Below are 20,181 nucleotides of genomic sequence, written 5' to 3'. Positions count from 1 at the left end.
GAGTTAAGTTTAGTTTTTAAGAATTGTATGATTAAATTTATATGCATTTTGGGAGTAGTATTTTACTTACTTATGATATTAAAATACATGATAATTTAATATTGCTAAGCTTTAATTTTTGAAGAGACCTTTGAGTTTTATATCTTTTAATTGAATTAAAAATACCTTATGGTTTACAGTAAAAAAGCATCGGTTTGGGAATTATCAATTTTAAAACTTTCAGCTCAACAAACATGGTACAGGGGTGTGGTGGTTAAAGGGCAAAAAGAGTTTCAGAATAAAAAAGGACAAGCTCTACGTAATGCCATACATGTATTACAATCTTATTTTATACCGGTGTGTGCACATCAAGAAATTTGTATACAAACACCTACAGAAACTTTACATACGCGTACCGATGCTCACGGCAGGTTTGAAGTGATTGCTAATAACAAGATGGAAACAGAGGTTAGTATTACGTTTTTAAATACTGATTTGCCTTTAAAAATTGTTCAGGATTATCCAATTTTATTTTCGGATAGTGCAAGTCGTTTAGATATTATATCTGATATCGATGATACCATTTTAGTTTCTAATACGGCACATATTTTTAAACGGATTAAAACCTTATTATTTCTAATTCCAGAGAAAAGAACAGTAATTGATTTTAGTAAAAATATATTTAAAGCTTGGAGTGCGGTTAATCCTAGGCTGTTTTATGTGTCTAAAAGTGAAAGTAATTTATTCGGACTCTTAACCACATTTATAAAATATAACAATTTGCCTTTGGGTATGTTAGTTTTAACGCCTTATTTAAATTTTTATCAGCTTTTAAAGGGACATAAGCCAGAACAATTTAAGCTGAATGCCATTCGTTTCTTAATTACCCATTCTAGAAGTAAATATTATGTTTTTGTTGGAGACGATAGTCAAAAAGATATGTCAATTTACACTACCTTAGCTAAAACCTACCCAGAACTTATTTTAAAAGTTTACATTAGACAAACAGGTGAAAATGTAAACCAAACACAACAAAATATGTGGGAGGCGCTTTTAGCAACAGGAGTTTCTGCATCTTATTTTTTACCAGAACATACAGAAACTATATTAGAAGAGATAGAGCATTTAAAGCATAAAATAATATGAAATTATTAGCTGTTGTAAATCCAATTTCTGGAGGAGTAGATAAGAATCCTTTTATAAAAAAGGCAGTTACCCTTTGTGAGAATTATGGTTTAGATTTAAAAATTTTTAAGACTACGGGCCAAGATGATGAAGCCCATTTAAAAGCAGAGTTAAAAACATTTAATCCAGATAAAGTAGTTTCTGTTGGCGGAGATGGCACTACTTTGTTTACAGCAAAAGCATTGTTAAATACTAATATCTGTATGGGTATTATTCCGTTAGGTTCTGCTAATGGAATGGCTGTAGAACTTGGTGTCTCTGAAGACCCTCTACAAGCCTTTAAAGACATAATTATGTCTAATATTATTACAGATTTGGACTTGGTATGTGTTAATAAAGAACATTATTCCATACATATTGGCGATGTTGGGATAAATGCTAATATTGTTGAAGGTTACGATAAAGATACTAGTAGAGGAATGACAACTTATATTAAACACTTTATTGAAGCCTTAAATAAAGTTGATCCGTTTCAGGTTAACATTGCTTGTAACCAAAAAGTGTATCATAAAAAAGTAGTGATGCTAGGGTTGTGTAATGGCAGAAAGTACGGAACGGGCGTGCCTTTAAATAAAGAAGGGAATCCCATGGATGGACGTTTTGAAATAGTTTTAATTGAAAAAATTAATGCAAATCTGTTAATTAAAGCTGGTCTCTCGAGTATCAATGAGGCTTTTATTGATAATGAAAATAATACGGTAATAAGTACCTCTCATGCAAAAATAACATTTAATGAGCCCAGATTGTTGCAATTGGATGGTGAAGTTATAGGCACATTTAAAACATTAGATGTCTCGCTTTTAAAAGGCGCTGTAAAGTTTATAACAACTCAACAAAATGTATATGTGTAATTGTTTAATATAGCTAAGTTGAAAATTTATATAAAAAAAGCCTTAACACTTTATAAGTGTTAAGGCTTTTTTTTGTGAGTTTATCTTGATTTAAATTATTTAGATTCTAACTTTTTTTCAGATCTCTTATCTAAATAACTGTATGCTAAATATCCTAATTGTAGCGCAACAAAAGCAATTTTCAATTTCTTATTTTTCATAATAGCTGATGCTGCACCTAATAATGTAGAAGGTTTCATATGCGTGTGTGTTTTAAGTTAAATTAATATGTGCTCATTTTCTCTTTACGTTTTTGTAATTGACGTTCAAGTTCTCTAACGGACTCTGATACAGAATCTGAAAAATTATCATGACTCGCTTCTGCAAATAAGCGTGGGCCAGGTAAACTTAATCTGATATTGCAGATTTTACCCGTTTCGTCTGAAGAAGTGTTCTCGGTTTTAAAAAATACGTCGGCTCTAATAACCATTTCGTATTTGGAACCTAATTTTTCTAATTTTTCTGTTGTAAATTGTTCTAATGCATCGCTAGAAGATACATCGTGATATTCAAATATAATTTGCATAATAGTTTTAAGTTTTAAAGATTATTTGTTGCTGTTTACCATCCAATTAATACCAAATTCGTCTGTACAGCGACCAAAATAACCCCATTCGCGTTCTCTAAAATCGTGATGTATTTTTCCGTTTTCAGAGAGGGTTTCAAAGACATGTTCAGCTTCATCTTGAGAATTTAAATCGACACTCATATGAATTTGATTTCCATGATTAATTGGTGTGTCTGGAGCTGCATCATAGGCCATAATATGTATGCCTTTTCCTTTTAATTCTGCATGCTGTAATTTCTCACGAAAACTTAATGGAACATCAATTTTACTGTCTTTATAAGTTTGTTTATTAATAATTTTACCATTAAATATATCGCTATAAAAGTTAAGCGCTTCTTGGCAATTACCATCAAAGGCTAAATATGCTTGTACGTTCATAATCATTATTTTTATTTGTTATAGTACTAAGATATAATGTTTGTAGTGATGGGTTTAACTGTAAGACGTTCAATTTTAGCTCAAATAAATACGGCCTAAATCTTTAGCGATTGTACAGTTAAAATAGGGTTATGCTGTTTTCTTAATAGTGTATTGTATGGGTTTAAACGAACCACCATTACTATCTTCTGCAGAGCATGCTGTTAAACACACAATCAGATCCATTTGTGCTTCAAAAGTGATATAATCTCCAGGTTTAGTTGTTGGTGGTAAAACAGATAATTTTCCTGAAGAATGAAATTGCACATTCATAAAAATATTAAATGCTGTTGGAATCTGATCTAAATCAATATTAAAAGGTTTTAAATTTTTATATAGGTTTTCTAAACAACTTGGGTGATACCCGTCATGCTTATACATTATACTAAAAGTTTCTGGGCTACATGGTGCGAGTAAAAAATCGTTTCGGCCGTTAGTGTCTTCAATAATTTTCATCATTTTTTGAGACCGGTTAGACCAAAGATAATTACCTGTGGTTAATAAGATCGTTTCTTCAAAATCCATAGATTTTCCGGCAGATATTTTTTCGTTTGTATCATGACAATTAAATAAAACCATATCACTTACCTGTTGTCCTTTAGGGTCTATAACTGTTAAAAGGTCTCCTTTTCTAAGTGTAAAAGATTTTCCGCTTTGTTTTTCAATTGTATTAATCATCTCTATGTGTTTTTTAGTTTTGTTTTTTATGAAAAGGACATTTCCAATCCTTATCAACTTGTCTACCGCTGTATTGTTTGGTTTCGGTATCGTTACCAAAATCTTTTAAGGTCGGATTAATGGTGCCTTGCAATTGTTTATCACGTTTTCTAATGCGTTTTTTTACTTTTTTGTAAGTTTTCATCTCACGTAACTTCTCAAATTGCCAATGTAGATTAAAAACTATAGTCGTGTAAGGGCTCTGTCTAGCTAAACGCGAACTGTTAGGGTGTAATCCAACAATATAAAAGGCTCTACCTTTTAAGCTGAAACTAAATTTAGAATCGTTGGGATTGTCACTCACGGTTGGATCCCATTCAGAATCGTCTAAATTATGTAGCTCTTGTAATGTATGCCATAAGGCTGTTTCAAACTCATACTCCGAGTTAAATTTGTTGTTAGGGAAAACCGCTATAAAAGATTCAAAAGTATTAGAATCGAAATCATATTGATTTATAAAACGTTCTAAATCTGTTAGTATGTTTTTAATACATATAGTATCCTGCATATCATCATAAATATGTAAATGATAATCATTAAGCATAAATAGCGTTTTCGCCATTACGCAAGGATGTTTCTGTGTAAGTATAAATTCTCTATACTCATTTTCTATGTCGGTATAACGTATTTCTGGTGTTTGTTTTACTGTATTCATTTTAATAATAATTAAAATAGGTTACATTATTAAGGTGTTGTTTTATAAGCTAAATGTATTTGAATACCAGTAAGTAATTTTACTCAAAGCGTTTTTTTGTTACCTCATTTGTAGTGAATTATAACTTTTGTTTTTTAGTATTGATAGCGTTCTCAATTTTTCTTTTAGGATTAATTTTATAACAGATTGAGAGGTATATTTAATAAAAAATATATGGATATGACTATTACAGAAATCTTTTGGCTAATTGCTACAGTGTTTGGAATTTTTACACTTATATTAATTTTAACACGTGTTTTTGGATTACGAACTTTTGCTAAAATGTCTAGTTTTGATTTTGCTTCTACCATTGCAATAGGTTCAGTTTTAGCTTCCATAATTTTAAATACCAATTATTCACTTTTAAAAGGCGGTATTGCATTAGCAACAATTATTGGTTTTCAAACTTTATTTACTTTTTTAGTAAGAAAGAGTGATATAATAAAACGTTTGTTTACTAATAAACCACAGATAATTATGTGGAATGGTAAGATTTTACACAGCAAGCTAGAACGTTGTAATGTGAGTGAAGACGATTTAATTGCAAAATTAAGAGAAGCAAACGTTCATAATTTTAAAGATGTGAAAGCTGTTATTTTTGAAAGTACTGGTGATGTCTCTGTAATACATAATCAGAAAAATGAAGATATAAGTACTCGAATTTTAAAAGATGTAAATACTGAAGATTTATATGTTTGATTTTATCACTAACAATAAAAATGCCATTTATGGTGGTGTTTTAGCTACCTTATTTACAGGTTTAGGTGTGTTTTTATTAGGGAATGTATCTGGTTATGAGGCTAGACACTTATTAAAAGTATCGTTAAATAGTTTAAACATGCTTTGTAATACTATTGTATTAGCATCTGCTACTATTTTGGCATTGTTACTTACACTGCTAAGTGTTAGTGATGGATCTAAAGACACCATTAAAGAGCGGCATTACCAGCAAGTTTTAAGTATAGCAAAATTTGATGTGGTGTTATTTATTTCGGCATTAATTCTTTTTCAGTTTTTTAATATACCAATTTCAGAATCAGAAAATGTCCCAACGTCTTGGTTTAGTATTATTTATTGGACCACATTAGCATCTACATCAATAATTAGTGGGATGATGATAACGGTAATAATGATGCTGTATAATGCTGTTACTAATTTAATTGCGATAATAGGTTTAGGAGAGAAAGATCATCCGTTATTATCTAAAGCCGAAACTGATGAAAAAATAGAAGAAGGAAAAGAAAATATTGAAACCAACTCTTAAATGATTTATTCCAAGACGTAATACTATTTAAGTGTTTTTAATTTTTGTTGTAAGAGCTGGTTTAATTTTGAAGTTGTAGCCTTAGAAGCCCTTAATTGATTTAAATCTGTTTCGAAAGTTTTGGTTTTAGATAGTTTAGGAAAAGCCAATTTGTTTTTAGCAATGGAATTGGAAAGTAGGATATTAAAATAATTAAAGTATAAAATTAGGAGTTGTATACCTTCTGTATTAACTGTTTTAAAACCTAATCTCTTAGCTGTTTTTTCATTAATAATATAACTTGTGCCTACAATTTTTAAATTACTAGTTGTTACATCGTGTGCATCTATAAAATTTAGCAATCCTTGTAATTGTTGCTGGAGAATGTAAGTTGTTCTCTGATTAGCTGTCATACTCTTTCTTAATACAAACACATAATCAAATAAAGTTCCTCCATGTGCACGTATAGTAGTTCCATTAATTGGCTCGGTAATAAATACAGGTGAATAATAAATTAATTTTCCACTTGCTTTCATTGTGGGAGTATCTATAAACGGTGCAATTATAGTAAGTACGATTATTGCTGTAGCTACTGCAATAAAATAGAAACCAGTATACCAGGAAATAAAGCATGCAAACGCCATAATACATAATGCTAGTAGTACAATTCTGAATTGAATTTTAAGCTGTTCTTTTTTGTTTTTTTTATAAAACCGATGATTTAAGTCGTATTGCATTATTTTTTTAGGAGATGATTTATTGAAAATTAATTTGTTATTTTTTTACTGTAGCATAGAATAATTGATAAGTATTATCATTTAATATAATGGTATCCTTACTAGTATTTAATATATGTATGCCGTCTCCATTATCTGCATTTTTTATCTTAAACTTTGTTGTTTGATTGTCTACTTTTAATGCAATATAATTATAACCAATAGGCGTGAAACCTCCAACAAGATGGTTTCCAGAATACGAGTTATCCAGAACGACTTTATCAAACGAAATAGGACTTTTTTGCATGTGTGTTATGCGTTGTACAGTTGGCAAGTATTTTTTCTTTTTTATATCCTCTAATTCATCAAAGAATAATAAATTACTATATAATGCAACATCTTTATTTTTATATTTTAGAATATCAACTTCAATATGTTCTAAATGTACCATAGCATCTACATGTTCTATAATCTCAGTAAGTTTGGCGAGTGTTTTTTGTTTGTCTTTTTCAATTTCAAGAGTGTACATACTGTCTATGTAAGTTTTGCTTTTTTCTTTTAAATGAGTTGTTAAAGAATCTCTGATTTTATGAAAACTTCTAGCAAAAACAGTTTTAATTTCAAGTTTTTCTGGTTTGAAATTGTTCTCACTACTTAATTTATAAACAGACTTTAAAGTCTTAATATTGTCACCTTTAGTCTCTATATTATAGATGTCACCTTGGTTGGTTATGCTTTTAAGATCTACCTGTATAGCTAATTGATTTATGGTTTTAAAATTGCGATCTAAAATTCGTAATTCTCCATTATCGGTATTGGCAAAAATGTAATCTGTATTATAATAAAGGTCTGTTGTTATAAAAGGGAATGGCTTAATGTTAATTTTATTATTAGTGTGTTCTGGGAAAATAGGGAGGTCAGGATGTTTATCTTTTTCTGTGTTTTTGTAACCACAAGACCATAGTACAATTAATGCTGTAATAGATAGAAGTTTTAAAAGTGTCTTCATGTGTAATAGGAAATAGGGTGTTTTAATACAGAAGGTGTTGTGTGTAAAAAGAAAAAAAGTAACTTTTACAGCTACTTTCTTTCTTTTATATATGTTGTTTTTAGTTTAAGATACAACAGTTTTTAATTTGGTTTCAGCTTCATTTTTAGCAATTTGAGCCCTCATTTGTTTTACTGTTAAAGTGCTCCCATCGTGACTCCAACCAGGAGGTCCGAAGATGTACATAAATTTGTGATACCAGTTTTTAGATTTCTTAGTATCTGCCCAAATGTTTTTGTATTCGTGGGTTAAAATAACATATATATTATAAGAATTTGGGGGCGAAGTTACTCCGTATTCAATAGCTATAGATTCATCTAATTCTTTCCATGTTCCAAAAATTCTATCGAATATATTAAGAATACCTCCATGGTTTTTATCCATATATTCTAAATTTCTGGCATGATGTACTTGGTGCATCGTGTGGGTATTTAAGAATTTATCGAAAAAGCCTAGTTTTTTTATGTATTGTGTATGTAACTGAAATTGCCAAAGCGATTCAAAACCTAAACATACCATTAACATTTCTGGAGGAAACCCGATAATTACAATCCAGACATAAAAGAAGGGCTTGTAAAAAAGGGTGAACCAACCATTTCTTACAGCTGTACCAAAATTAAAATTATCTGAAGAGTGGTGTACAATATGTGCCGCCCATAAAAACCGAACCATATGGTTTTGTCTGTGAAACCAGTAGTAGGTATAATCGTCTAAAAGCATACAAATTGCCCAAATGTACCAAGCATATCCAAAAGACTCCCAGCCCATAATATTGGTGCGAACACCATCTACAATAGGGTTGAAAAGGTCGTAAGCAAAATTAAAAACAAGTAAAACCGATACTGTTTTTATAAGTGCTGCAAGTACAGCAGAACCAACACCAAGGGACAAACTAGATATTAAATCTTTCTTGCTGTATAATTCTTTATTATCATCAAAAACTTTACTATAGGTTAACTCCAAGGCTATAAAACCTAAAAAACAAGGGACACCATATACTAAAGGGTTAGTAAAATCCATAAATTATCTTTTGTCGCAATTTATGGTTTATTTTTCTTTATATTAAATCTAAAGCAGTGAGATGTTATTAAACTTTTATTAATTAAGACCAGTTTGTGTTACTGTTTTTGTGACGCTAATACTAATATTTTTTAAAGTGAAATTTAAGTTTTTTTATTCCCTATAATAATTGTTTTTAGTTAAACGCACTATATTTGTTATCTATAATTAAGCTTAGATGTTTATTTAAATTATCATAAATGATCTGGATTGTTTTTGGGATTTAACTATAAAAATAACCAAGAATCTGTTTTGTAATGATGTTTTAAAATCTACTTAAATAATATTTTCCCTTACACATGAATATACGATTTGCAGAAATCAAGGATGTCTCTAAGATCGTAGAGATTGTAAATTATGAAATCCTTAATTCTACCGTCATTTACGATTATAATGAAAGAACTTACCAATATCAACTCAATTGGTTTCATCAGAAATGTAAAGATAACATGCCCGTTATCGTGGCCGAAGAATATGGTGAGGTCTTAGGTTTTGGAACTTATGGTATTTTTAGACCATGGGAGGCTTATAAGTTTAGTGTAGAACACTCAATATATGTAAGTCGCGAAGCAAGAGCTAAAGGCATCGGTAAAAAATTGTTGACAGAATTAATTTCAATAGCAAAAGCAAATAATTTTCATACCATGATTGCTGGAGTAGATGCTTCTAACGCAGGAAGTATTGCATTTCATAAAAAATTCGGATTTGTAGAAATTGGTGTTTTTAAAGAAGTTGGATATAAATTTAATACTTGGTTAGATTTAAATTTTATGCAATTAATATTAAAAGAGTAAGATTAACCTTATTTATATCTAGTATTTATAGAAACAAATGTTGTCGCATTTTAATGGTTAATCCGTTATTAACAAAAACAATTTTTATTTTTTTAATTTAAATGTTAGTATATAAACTTTATTTTATATTTTAGTGCGCTAATGAGAACCAGTCGCATTAAAAATAGTGTAACGTTTATATTCCTATTCCTTTTTCTATCTATGAAAATGGTGGGGCTTCATGCTTTAGCTCATTCTCACGATTTAGAAGATAGCGATCATGTCTTACATTGTGTAATTTGTGATCATATTACAGTTATAAATCTTACGCCTATAGTTGCGCCTGAATCCGTTAATTTTTCTTTCGAAATTAAAGAGTATGTATTTACTCAAGATTTAAGACGATATTACAATTACATTCATTCGAATGCGATTGCTAATAACTCGCTTTTTTGTAGACCTCCGCCCGCATTACTATAAGTTTACTATACATTTTTTTAAGTTAACGTTAGTTTGTATTTGTTTGTAATATAGATGTTTATGTGCTGTTTGTGGTGTTGCATAATACCAAAGCATAGGCATTTAATATACGTGTTTCAAATAATAGACATACAGGTGTTGCTCTAAAAACCAGTGTATAGGTTTAAATATAGGTTCTCGTTCTAGAGAACAGTTTTTCAAATCTTATAGTATTTTCAATATGCTTAAACATATAATTAGTGTATGGCTATTTTTTAGCCTATGCACTATAGCGTATGCACAAAACACTTTTGTAGTAACAGGTGTTGTGTATAATGCAAACACTTTACAACCTATAGAAGGCGTTTCTATTAGTGGATATAATTTGTTTTCTATAACAAATAGTTCAGGTCATTTTACATTAAAAGATGTAAAACAAGGCGAATACACCTTAACTATAACAAGTATGGGACATGCATCTAAAGTCATTACGATAGATGTATGTCCTGAGCTAGAAGAGGTTGTTGTGTATTTAAAAGAATCTGCCACAAATTTAGAAGAAGTTGAAGTCCATGGTAAATCTAAAAAAAGAGCGCTTATGGAAACTCCTGTGGTATCGTTTGCTGTCTCTGAAGAATTTTTAGATCAAAACCGAGAGAATAGCCTTATGCAAACCCTGAGTAAAATTCCGGGTGTAAGTACAATTAATATTGGGTCGGGGCAATCTAAACCCGTAATTAGAGGCTTAGGATTTAATCGTGTTGCAGTCGTACAAAATGGGATAAAACACGAAGCGCAACAATGGGGGAACGACCATGGTTTAGAAATAGACCAATATGGCATTGAGAATATCCAGATTATAAAAGGTCCAGCATCTTTAGTATACGGCTCTGATGCTATTGCGGGAGTTGTAGATATTAAGCCCAATAGCGTTCCATTAGTACATTCGTTTAAAGGAGAGGTAAATGTGTTAGCCGAAAGTAATAATGATTTACTCGGGGTATCTGCTGGAATTACTGGTAGAAAGTATCATTGGTTTTATAGGTCTAGATTAACGTATAGAGATTATGCCGATTATAAAGTCCCTACAGATAAAATTAGTTACGAAAATTACATTTTTAATTTACACGACAATAATTTAAGAAATACAGCTGGGCATGAAGCCGATGCTAGTTTTAGTTTAGGCTATATTAATGATAATATACAGTCGGAAACAACTTTTAGTAACGTAAGTGCTAAAAACGGGTTTTTCGCAAATGCTCATGGTTTGGAAGTCATTGTTTCCGATATTGATTACGATAGTTCTAGTCGAGATGTCGATTTGCCATATCATACTGTAAATCATTTCAAAATCACCAATAATACATCGCTTAAGCACGGCGCGCATACATTTTTATTGGATTTAGGCTATCAAAATAATCATAGAGAAGAACATTCAGAAGCTGTAGCTCATGGATATATGCCAAAACCATCCAATACTTTAGAGCGAGATTTTAATAAAAATACCTACGCATTAAATATTAAAGATGCCTTTAGTTATAAAAATAAACAAGATATTGTTTTAGGTGTAAATTTAGAATATCAGGATAATAATATTGGTGGTTGGGGATTTTTAATTCCAGAATATAACAGATTTTCGGTTGGTGTTTTTGCATTTGATACTTATGAGCTAACTCCAGATTTTCATCTTTTAGCTGGGGTACGTTACGACTATGGAGTTACAGATACTAAAGCTTATTTTGATTGGTACCCTTCAACTGTCGCAAATGACGATGGTACAACTTCTTATGTATATACGCAAAGAGCGCAAGATAAAACCCTAACCTTTGGTAATTTTAGTGGCTCTGTAGGTGTAAGTTATATTCTAAATCAAACTACTTTTAAACTAAATGTAGGTAAAAGTTTTAGAATGCCATTAGCTAATGAGTTAGCATCAGATGGTGTGAATTACCACATGTATCGCTACGAGAAAGGAAACTTAGATCTGGATCCAGAAACCTCTTACCAGTTAGATTTAGACATAGATCATACTACCAAAACATTTAGCGTAGGTGTTAGTCCGTTTGTTAACCTTTTTGACAACTTTATTTATTTAAACCCTACGTCTAGTTATTATGAAACTTTACAGATTTATGAATATACCCAAAGTAAAGTTTTTAGAATAGGAGGTGAGGTAAGAGCCAGTACAACACTAATTAAAAACTTACAGTTAGATGCTGCAGCAGAATATGTGTATTCCAGACAAACTAGTGGGCCAAAAGAAGGATTTTCAATTCCGTTTTCACCGCCGCTATCCACACTGTTTTCAGCCAGATATCAATTTAAAAATGTTTCAGTGTTAAAACAACCTCAAGTTATAGCTGAATATAAAATTACAGCAAAGCAAGACGAGATTGTACCGCCAGAAGAAGTTACAGATGGCTATCAATTATTTAATATGTCGTTTTTAGCAGAACTGGACCTTTTCAAAACTAATTTACCTATACCAATACGATTAAAACTAAACAATGTATTCAACACAAAATACTTTGATCACACGAGTTTCTATCGTTTAATAGATGTTCCAGAGGCAGGAAGAAATCTATCACTATCCGTAACAATACCTTTTTAAATATTAATAATTAATTAAAATCAACAACAATGAACACAAAAATGATGAACACACAATTTAAGTTTTTAGCAATTATCCTTTCATTAGGATTGTTTTTACAATCTTGTAGTAGTGACGACGACGGCGCTGTAATAAGTGCACCAGTAATTTCCGATTTTGAATTTGGGGAAGGTAGTGAACACTCTACAGAACCTGTAGCTTATAAAGGTTCAGACCTTCATGTAGAAGCCGATATTTATGCTGAAGCCACGGTAGCGAGTATTACCTTAGAAATACATTCGCATGATTTAACAGATACTGATGATGCCATTGTATGGGATTTTGAACAAGTTTACGACGATGCATCTTACCAAGTTATTAACCCAACTTTTCACGAGCATGTAGATATTCCTTCAGATATTTTAGCTGGAGAGTATCATGTTGAGTTAATTGTTGTAGATGCTTTAGGAAACAGTACAATTTCAGAAGGTCACCTAGAGATTATGGATGTTATTTCATTAAGTGATATTGATATTGAAGAAACAGCAGCACGTGGTGAAGATTTCCATGCTGAATTTTTAGTAACTGCTGTTAACGGCATTCATGAAATTAGTGTAGATATTCATGCGCATGATCTTGAAGTTGGTGAAGGTGAAGAAGAATGGGATTACGAAGAAGTTTTTGCTGATTATCATGAGTTAACAGAAGCAGAATTTCATGAGCATATAGATATTCCTGCAACTGCTCCAGCGGGAGAATATCATGTAGCCTTTACTATTGAAGATGAAGATGGTAACATCGTTGAATACGAAACACATATCGATATTACAGCCTAATACACTCATTATACCGCATAGTGTTAGGCTATGCGGTTTTATATTTTTAGCACATGAAATTAGTATTTAAATACAATTATATAATTCTTCTTCTTTTCCTTTTAGGAGCTTGTTCAGACAGTGATTCTGTAGATATAGACGAAGAAAAACCTACAATAACTATTAATTACGATGATGGTTTTCCGCAAGCCTGCGAAGTGCTTCAACGTGGTGAAACCTACGTTTTTAAAGCTTTAGTGACAGACAATCAAGCCTTAGCTGCTTATAGTATAGACATACATAATAATTTTGATCACCATACACACGACGACCAAGAGGAATCTTGTGTGCTCGATGATGAAAAAGAAGCCGTTAATCCTTTAACCATATTGGAAAATTACAATATTGAAGATGGTGTAATGAGTTATGAAATAAACATTACAGTAAGTATACCTAGTGATGTAGATACAGGAGATTACCATTGTGCATATTCGGTTACCGATGAAACAGGTTGGCAGTCTAGAACCTCTGTAGATATTAAAATAGTAGAATAATAGTATATTAATAACCTGTTTTTACGCTGTGTAATAGTTAATATGTAACTTATAAGCAGTTAAGTGATTTTAGGTTTTTTCTATCTATTTTTAGATATAATATTTAATAAAAAAACGTAAAACGGAATTAGTAAGTTTTACGTTTTTTTTACATACATAGTAATGAGTAATTGGATTTGTGATTTGCATAAAGCGATCCTGTAGTTTTAATTTAAGTCAATTTTAAATTATTAAAGTTTCTTGCCTCATGGTAAAAGATTAATTTTATACGGTTGTAAAATTTTAAAATAATAAGATTACAAAGCAGAATGACAAAACGTTTACTATCTCTAACTATATTTTTTTATTGTTTTTTTATTTTAATTGTAAATGCGCAATATTCTCCCAGTCTTCAAAATTTTACATTAGCAGAATATAGGGCAGGAAATCAAAATTGGGATGTTTCAAGAGCACAAAATGGTAAGGTGTATGCCGCTAATGATAGTGGTTTATTAGAGTACGACGCTTTGGTTTGGAAATTATATCAATTACCTAATAAAACAACTGTGCGGTCTGTTTTAGCAGTAAATGATGTGATCTATACAGGATCTTACGAAGAATTTGGGTATTGGCAAAAAGACGACTTTGGTGTTCTAAAATACCATTCTTTGAGTGATACCATTCTCAATAAAATTTCCCCAAATGAAGAAATTTGGGAAATTGTTAAGTTTAAAGATAAAATAATCTTTCGTTCATTTTTAAATATTTACGTCTATGACGCTAATGGTATTGTGAAAATAGAATCCGATTCCATACTTATATCATTTAGTGTAATAGAAGATAATTTATATGTAAGTACTTTAACAGCAGGTGTTTTTTTATTAAAAGACAATACACTTCAACCTTTTTATTTTAACAACATCCTTGTAGATACTAAAATTATATCTATAGATAAGTATAACGATAAGCTATTGTTAACTACATCGCTTAAAGGGAGTTATTTTTTGTCTAAAAATGTATTGATTCCAACACCATTCCAAATCAATGAAAAAATTAAAGAGCATCAACTTAATGATTTTTCAGTTTTAAAAAACGGAGAAATGGTTTTTGGAACCATAAAAGACGGTGTATATATAACTGATTTTTCAGGGAAAATTAAATTTCATATTAGTAAAGAAAATGGCTTATTAAATAATACTGTTTTAGGTCAGGATTTAGATGAATACGATAACCTCTGGTTGGGATTAGATAATGGTATAGCAACTATAGAACTTAATAGCCGCAATTATTTTTTTAATGATGTGTCAGGGAAGTTAGGGGCTGTATACGATATTATTGAATATAAAGAGGTAATGTATATAGGTACCAATACGGGACTTTTTAGACTAAATAAAAACGATAAACTTGAATTTGTTGAAGGTTCTCAAGGTCAGGTTTGGGATTTAACATTAATTGGAGATGAGTTATTTTGCGGTCATAATGACGGTACATTTATAGTAGATACTAATTCATTTAAAAAAATATCAAACTTTACAGGAGGTTGGACAATTAAAAAAGTTCCAGAACGTAAGAACACTTATATTCAGGGAACCTATTCAGGCTTAGTTAAATTTGAAAAAAAAGATAACGATTGGGAGGTAAAACATTTTGATAAAGCTATTATGCCAACTCGTTTTTTGGTTTTTGAAAACCCACATACAGCATGGGTCGCTCATGAAACAAAAGGAATTTACAAAATTATATTCGATGAAAATTATCAGTCTATAAGTAGCGTACAAGATTATCAGAAAAAAGGACTAAGCTCTAATTACAATATTAGAGTCTATAATATTAAAAATGATATAAGTTTTAAAACTAACGAAGGTTGGCAAAAATATGAGCCAATCCTAGACTCTATTATTCCGTATAATTTGCTAAATGAAAAGTTAGGCAAACACAGTTATATTATTTCTGAAGAAGATACCAATCTTTTTGCTTTGAAAAATAATGATGGATTTATCAATTTCAAATCATTTTCTAATGATGAAGATCAACTTGTTTTAAGTGACGATTTTTTAAAAAACAGATACATTATAGGTTATGAAAATGTGTCTAAAATAAATGATTCTGTTTGTGCATTAAACCTAAACAATGGTTTTATAATGATAAATAGTACATCACCTTCTAATACATATTTACAAAAACCAATTATAGAAAAAGTATATGTAGGCGGAGAACCTATTAATCGTTCTAGGTTTACCAATGATGAGGTCTCTTTTAATTTTAATGAAAATATAACTGTTGCCTTAACTTCACCCAAATCTGTTAATCATTTTTTTGAATATAAAATATCTAATACAGATAACATTTGGTATAAAGTAGATGGTAATAAAGTAGAATTTTCTAGTCTTAAAGATGGAGAATATACCATTTCATTTAGAGCAAGAGGAAATTCTGGGAATGTTTCACCCTTACAAAATTTACAAATACAAGTGCTTCCTCCGTGGTATCGCGCTACATGGGGATTTCTACTATATACTTTTATAGCCGTTGTAATAGGAGCTATATTTTATATTCTGCAAAATAAAAAAATAGCTAAACAACAACGCTTAATTAAAATTAAGTATCAAAAAGAGCAACAGAAATTACTTAGAGAAAAAACTTTAGAAAATGAAAAACAAATTGTTCAGTTAAAAAATGAAGCTTTACAAAGGGAAATCAAGCTTAAAAGCAAACAACTGGCAAATAATGCCATGGCTTTAGTTAAGAAAAATGAAACACTTCAAGATATAAAGAAAGATTTAATAGCTAATAAAGATGGTTTTAATAGTCATTACTCGTATAAAAAAGTTCTAAAAAAACTAGATAATTCTATTGTGCTTAAAGATGAATGGGAAGTGTTTGAAAATAATTTTAGTCAAGTACACGATGAGTTTTTTCAAACTTTAAAAGCTAGACATTCTAAACTTACGCCTAAAGATTTAAAGATTTGTGCCTACATCAAAATGAATTTATCTTCAAAAGAAATTGCACCTTTAATGAATATCTCTCCTAGAGGCGTAGAAACCCATAGATATCGTTTAAAAAAGAAGTTAAATTTAGAAAATGATATTTCTGTAGTAGACTACTTGTTAAATATTAAATAAATATATGCAATTTTTGTGTAATTTGTAATTTAAGACTACGTCATTACTACGTCATTTAATTAATTCTTAAACAACTACAACGTTTTATTTAAAAAGATAAAGTACGTCAAACAAGTTTTTTTCAAGCTTTTTGGTAGTATTCATGCGCTATGACGTATTTAAAATGTAAATGAATTTTAACCTTATTTAACAATAGGTTATAATTTAGTAACACAAACAAAACTGAATTTTAATTTATTAATAAAACTAATATGAAAACAAAGATTAGTCTATTATTGATACTGTTTTTTTCAATTTCTGCTTTTGCACAAGAAATAGAAATTAGTGGTGTTGTTACTAGTAAAACTGATGGTATTCCTTTACCAGGAGTGAATATTATTGTAGAAGGAACTAATAATGGTACTTCAACCGATTTTGATGGTAAGTATGCACTTACTGTTAATACAGGAGATCAATTAGAGTTTAGCTACATGGGCTTTAAAACTATTATGAAAACTGTGGGAGACCAGAGTGTTATTAATGTTGTATTAGCCGAAGATGTAGAAGCTTTAAATGAAGTTGTTGTAATTGGTTATGGTACTCAAAAAAGATCAGACCTTACAGGAGCTGTGTCAAGTATAAAGTCTGATGAGTTATTGAAGCAACCTGCTGTAAATGCAACACAATCCATACAGGGGAAATTATCTGGAGTAAGTATAATTAATACCAACGCACCAGGGAGTGATCCGGTAGTAATGATTAGAGGATTAGGTACTGCAGCATCTGGAACTACACCTCTTTATATCGTAGACGGTATACAAGTAAGTGGTATTAGCAACATCAACCCTTCAGATATTGAAACGATGGATGTTATGAAAGATGCAGCTTCGGCTGCCATTTATGGAATGGATGCTGCAAATGGTGTGATTTTTATTACCACCAAAAAAGGAAAACAAGGAAAGGCTAAAATTGCTTTAAGTTCTTATTATGGAGCTACAAGTATGCTAAACCCTGTAGATATGGCAAGTGCTTCAGAGTATGTAACTTATTTTAATGAAGTACAAACTGCATTAGGATCTACAAGTCTGCTTTCAACAGATCAACCTTACAATACAGATTGGTACGATGAGTTAGCGCAGGTAGGCTTTTCTAATAGTAATAATGTTTCTATTTCTGGAGCGAATGATTATGTTAACTATTTTGTGAGTTTAAATAATTATAATGAAGAAGGTATATTAGAAGGTCAAGATTTAACACGTAACACTTTAAGATCTAATACAACTTTTAACCTTTTTGATGATAGAGTTAAATTAACCCAAAGTATTAGTGGTTCATTTTCTAAAGAAACACCTAAACCATCTTCAGCGTTTGATGAAGCTTACAAACAAGCTCCAATTGTACCTACCTATTATGAGAATGGAGGTTTTGGTCAGCCAGACTGGGATCCCACTACAGGTCAAGTTGCTTACCAAGGTAGTAATAGTTTAAACTCTATTGGTAACCCTTTAGCAACGGTTTACTATTATAATCAAAAAGCAGAAACAACAGATTTACAAGGCTCGTTTGATATTGAAGTTAAATTAACCGATTATTTAAAAGCTAATTCTCGTTTTGGGGCAACTAAAACGTACTATAAATCAAGATCTTTTAACGATATTAAATCACAATATTTAACATCTAATACAGGGCAAGATGAAGACGATTTTAATGCCTTAAAAGCAGCCAATCCCACAACAACAGCATATGCAGATAACAGTTTGTCTTATTCTACTTCAGAAAGCTATAGATACAATTGGGATAATTATTTAACTTTTGATAAGCAACTGGGAGAACATACTATTAATGTGGTGGCTGGTCTTACTAAAGGAAGCAAAAATGATGTGTTTAGTACCTATCAATTGGCTTACGATGTTCCTGAAAAATCACAATATTGGAGTATCAATTTTGCGTCAGATGATTATGATCAGACGTCAGAACAGTCTAACTCCACACCAACACATCAATTATCATATTATGGTAGATTGCAATATAATTATGGCGAAAAGTATTTCTTGCAAGCTAACATGCGTAGAGATGGTATAAGCACATTTAATAATGATGATAACACAGAGTATTTTGGAAATTTCCCTTCTTTTAGTGCCGGTTGGGTGTTAACCAAAGAACCGTTTTTAAGTGATATAAAGAATCTTAATTTTTTAAAAATAAGAGCTGGTTGGGGTAAATTAGGAAACTCAGACGTTCCTTTTAATGTGTCAACTTATACAACATCTACAAGCAGTAGTAATGTAAATTATGTGTTTGGAGCAAATCAAGATTTAGTATATGGTGCCGCTTTAGGAGCTTCTATTTATCCTATTTCTTGGGAGATTACTAAAGAAACAAATGTGGGACTAGATTTTCAAGCCTATAATTCACGATTATCAGGTAGTTTTAACTACTACAATAGAAATACAGAAAATGCAATTTTAAATGTAACACCTGTATATACTTCAGGAGAAGGATCTAATTATTACGATCATGGTGCAGAAGTGCTAAACAAAGGATTTGAATTGGAGTTTAATTGGAAAGACAATATTTCTGATGATTTATCTTATAGTGTTGGAGTTGTATTTTCTAATAATGATAATAATGTTGAAAATGTAAAATCTGCTTACGACGGACAAACAGGTGGAAGCCTTTCTAACGGACAAGTAACTAAAAGACTACAAGAAGGTCAGCCTATATATGCTTGGTGGATGTGGGAAGCAGATGGTGTTTGGCAAAATCAAGACGAGATAGATAACAATACACATTACGGTACGCCATCTCCTGGGCATTTACGTTATAAAGATCAAAATGAAGATGGAGTTATCGACGATGAAGATAAAAAATACTTTGGCTCTTATATTCCTACATATAATTTTGGCTTTAATATCATTGTAAACTATAAAGATTTTGATTTCTCTTTAGATGCTTTTGGTGCCGGTGGGAATAAAGTATACAACGGATTAAAAGGAACCACAATAGATGGCGGAGAAAATATAGCACAAGATACATTTGCAAACAGATGGACTGGAGAAGGCTCTACAAATGTTAATCCAGGTGCTAACAAAGATTCGTATGCCTCAAGTTACTATTTAGAAGATGGAGATTATTTAAGAATTAATAATATTACTCTAGGGTATACACTTCCTAAAGTTATTGATCAAGTTTCAAGAATTAGAATTTATGCCTCTGCAAAAAATCCATTTATGTTTACCAAATATTCTGGTTTTACACCTGAAGTTGTGGGGACTAGCGGGTCTACAGGAGCTAGCGGAACATCAGGGATAGAACTTTCTGCTTATCCAAATACCAAAACATTCTTACTTGGGGTTAACATCGATTTATAAAACTTTAAAAAACAATTATC

At 30.9% G+C, this 20,181-nt stretch carries 19 protein-coding genes; 11 read left to right on the top strand and 8 right to left on the bottom strand.

The window, feature by feature from the left end:
• Positions 1-168 precede the first annotated feature (168 nt).
• Together FNB79_RS00905 and FNB79_RS00900 are read left to right on the top strand one after the other, a co-directional pair.
• Positions 169-1,125 (top strand): phosphatase domain-containing protein, encoded by a 957-nt coding sequence (locus FNB79_RS00905; protein WP_143379508.1) that lies wholly within the window; start codon positions 169-171, stop codon positions 1,123-1,125.
• Positions 1,122-2,015 (top strand): diacylglycerol/lipid kinase family protein, encoded by an 894-nt coding sequence (locus FNB79_RS00900; protein ID WP_143379507.1) that lies wholly within the window; start codon positions 1,122-1,124, stop codon positions 2,013-2,015. Before FNB79_RS00905 ends, FNB79_RS00900 begins: the two co-directional genes overlap by 4 nt.
• A 95-nt stretch (positions 2,016-2,110) precedes the next feature.
• Here FNB79_RS00900 and FNB79_RS17115 read toward each other — a convergent pair whose 3' ends face one another.
• The 5 genes from FNB79_RS17115 to gntA form a co-directional block, all read right to left on the bottom strand.
• The gene (locus FNB79_RS17115; RefSeq protein ID WP_185967819.1) at positions 2,111-2,254 is read right to left on the bottom strand and encodes a hypothetical protein; all 144 of its coding nucleotides are present in this window, start codon (positions 2,252-2,254) and stop codon (positions 2,111-2,113) included.
• A gap of 23 nt (positions 2,255-2,277) precedes the next feature.
• Complete coding sequence (gene hpf / locus FNB79_RS00895) at positions 2,278-2,580, bottom strand: ribosome hibernation-promoting factor, HPF/YfiA family (protein ID WP_143379506.1); 303 nt, start codon at positions 2,578-2,580, stop codon at positions 2,278-2,280.
• A 21-nt stretch (positions 2,581-2,601) separates the two neighbouring features.
• Entirely contained in the window at positions 2,602-3,000 is a 399-nt protein-coding gene (locus tag FNB79_RS00890) for a VOC family protein (protein ID WP_143379505.1), read from the bottom strand.
• 129 nt (positions 3,001-3,129) lie between these two features.
• Complete coding sequence (locus tag FNB79_RS00885) at positions 3,130-3,717, bottom strand: DUF1989 domain-containing protein (protein WP_143379504.1); 588 nt, start codon at positions 3,715-3,717, stop codon at positions 3,130-3,132.
• Positions 3,718-3,730: 13 nt separating this feature from the next.
• On the bottom strand, positions 3,731-4,411 hold the full coding sequence (gene gntA, locus FNB79_RS00880; RefSeq protein WP_143379503.1) for a guanitoxin biosynthesis heme-dependent pre-guanitoxin N-hydroxylase GntA: 681 nt from the start codon (positions 4,409-4,411) through the stop codon (positions 3,731-3,733).
• 219 nt (positions 4,412-4,630) lie between these two features.
• Here gntA and FNB79_RS00875 point away from each other — a divergent pair, with 219 nt between their 5' ends.
• Positions 4,631-5,149: a DUF421 domain-containing protein gene (locus tag FNB79_RS00875; RefSeq protein WP_143379502.1), complete on the top strand. Its 519-nt coding sequence runs from the start codon at positions 4,631-4,633 to the stop codon at positions 5,147-5,149.
• On the top strand, positions 5,142-5,714 hold the full coding sequence (locus FNB79_RS00870; RefSeq protein ID WP_143379501.1) for a hypothetical protein: 573 nt from the start codon (positions 5,142-5,144) through the stop codon (positions 5,712-5,714). Before FNB79_RS00875 ends, FNB79_RS00870 begins: the two co-directional genes overlap by 8 nt.
• 23 nt (positions 5,715-5,737) lie before the next feature.
• On the opposite strand, the gene FNB79_RS00865 is transcribed toward FNB79_RS00870, so the two are convergent.
• The 3 genes from FNB79_RS00865 to FNB79_RS00855 form a co-directional block, all read right to left on the bottom strand.
• Entirely contained in the window at positions 5,738-6,430 is a 693-nt protein-coding gene (locus tag FNB79_RS00865) for a hypothetical protein (protein WP_143379500.1), read from the bottom strand.
• 37 nt (positions 6,431-6,467) lie between these two features.
• Positions 6,468-7,418, bottom strand: coding sequence for a hypothetical protein (locus FNB79_RS00860; RefSeq protein ID WP_143379499.1), 951 nt, complete (start codon positions 7,416-7,418; stop codon positions 6,468-6,470).
• 105 nt (positions 7,419-7,523) lie between these two features.
• The gene (locus FNB79_RS00855) at positions 7,524-8,477 is read right to left on the bottom strand and encodes a sterol desaturase family protein (protein WP_143379498.1); all 954 of its coding nucleotides are present in this window, start codon (positions 8,475-8,477) and stop codon (positions 7,524-7,526) included.
• Between the two features lie 338 nt (positions 8,478-8,815).
• Between FNB79_RS00855 and FNB79_RS00850 the strand changes: the two genes are divergently transcribed.
• The 7 genes from FNB79_RS00850 (at position 8,816) to FNB79_RS00820 (ending at position 20,161) form a co-directional block, all read left to right on the top strand.
• Complete coding sequence (locus FNB79_RS00850) at positions 8,816-9,310, top strand: GNAT family N-acetyltransferase (protein WP_143379497.1); 495 nt, start codon at positions 8,816-8,818, stop codon at positions 9,308-9,310.
• Positions 9,311-9,451: 141 nt separating this feature from the next.
• On the top strand, positions 9,452-9,769 hold the full coding sequence (locus FNB79_RS00845; protein ID WP_143379496.1) for a hypothetical protein: 318 nt from the start codon (positions 9,452-9,454) through the stop codon (positions 9,767-9,769).
• 220 nt (positions 9,770-9,989) lie between these two features.
• Positions 9,990-12,359 (top strand): TonB-dependent receptor, encoded by a 2,370-nt coding sequence (locus FNB79_RS00840; RefSeq protein WP_143379495.1) that lies wholly within the window; start codon positions 9,990-9,992, stop codon positions 12,357-12,359.
• Positions 12,360-12,388: 29 nt separating this feature from the next.
• Positions 12,389-13,174, top strand: a complete 786-nt coding sequence (locus FNB79_RS00835; protein WP_221932588.1) for a DUF4625 domain-containing protein — start codon at positions 12,389-12,391, stop codon at positions 13,172-13,174.
• Between the two features lie 53 nt (positions 13,175-13,227).
• A complete protein-coding gene (locus FNB79_RS00830; protein WP_143379494.1) occupies positions 13,228-13,707 on the top strand; it encodes a DUF4625 domain-containing protein in 480 nt (159 codons plus the stop codon).
• Between the two features lie 308 nt (positions 13,708-14,015).
• Positions 14,016-16,811, top strand: a complete 2,796-nt coding sequence (locus FNB79_RS00825; protein ID WP_143379493.1) for a helix-turn-helix and ligand-binding sensor domain-containing protein — start codon at positions 14,016-14,018, stop codon at positions 16,809-16,811.
• Between the two features lie 251 nt (positions 16,812-17,062).
• A complete protein-coding gene (locus tag FNB79_RS00820; protein WP_143379492.1) occupies positions 17,063-20,161 on the top strand; it encodes a SusC/RagA family TonB-linked outer membrane protein in 3,099 nt (1,032 codons plus the stop codon).
• The last annotated feature ends 20 nt before the right edge of the window (positions 20,162-20,181 follow it).

Origin of the sequence: Formosa sediminum (assembly GCF_007197735.1) — a bacterium.
Classification (GTDB): Bacteria; Bacteroidota; Bacteroidia; order Flavobacteriales; family Flavobacteriaceae; genus Formosa; species Formosa sediminum.
This window is presented reverse-complemented; position numbering and strand designations above follow the sequence as displayed.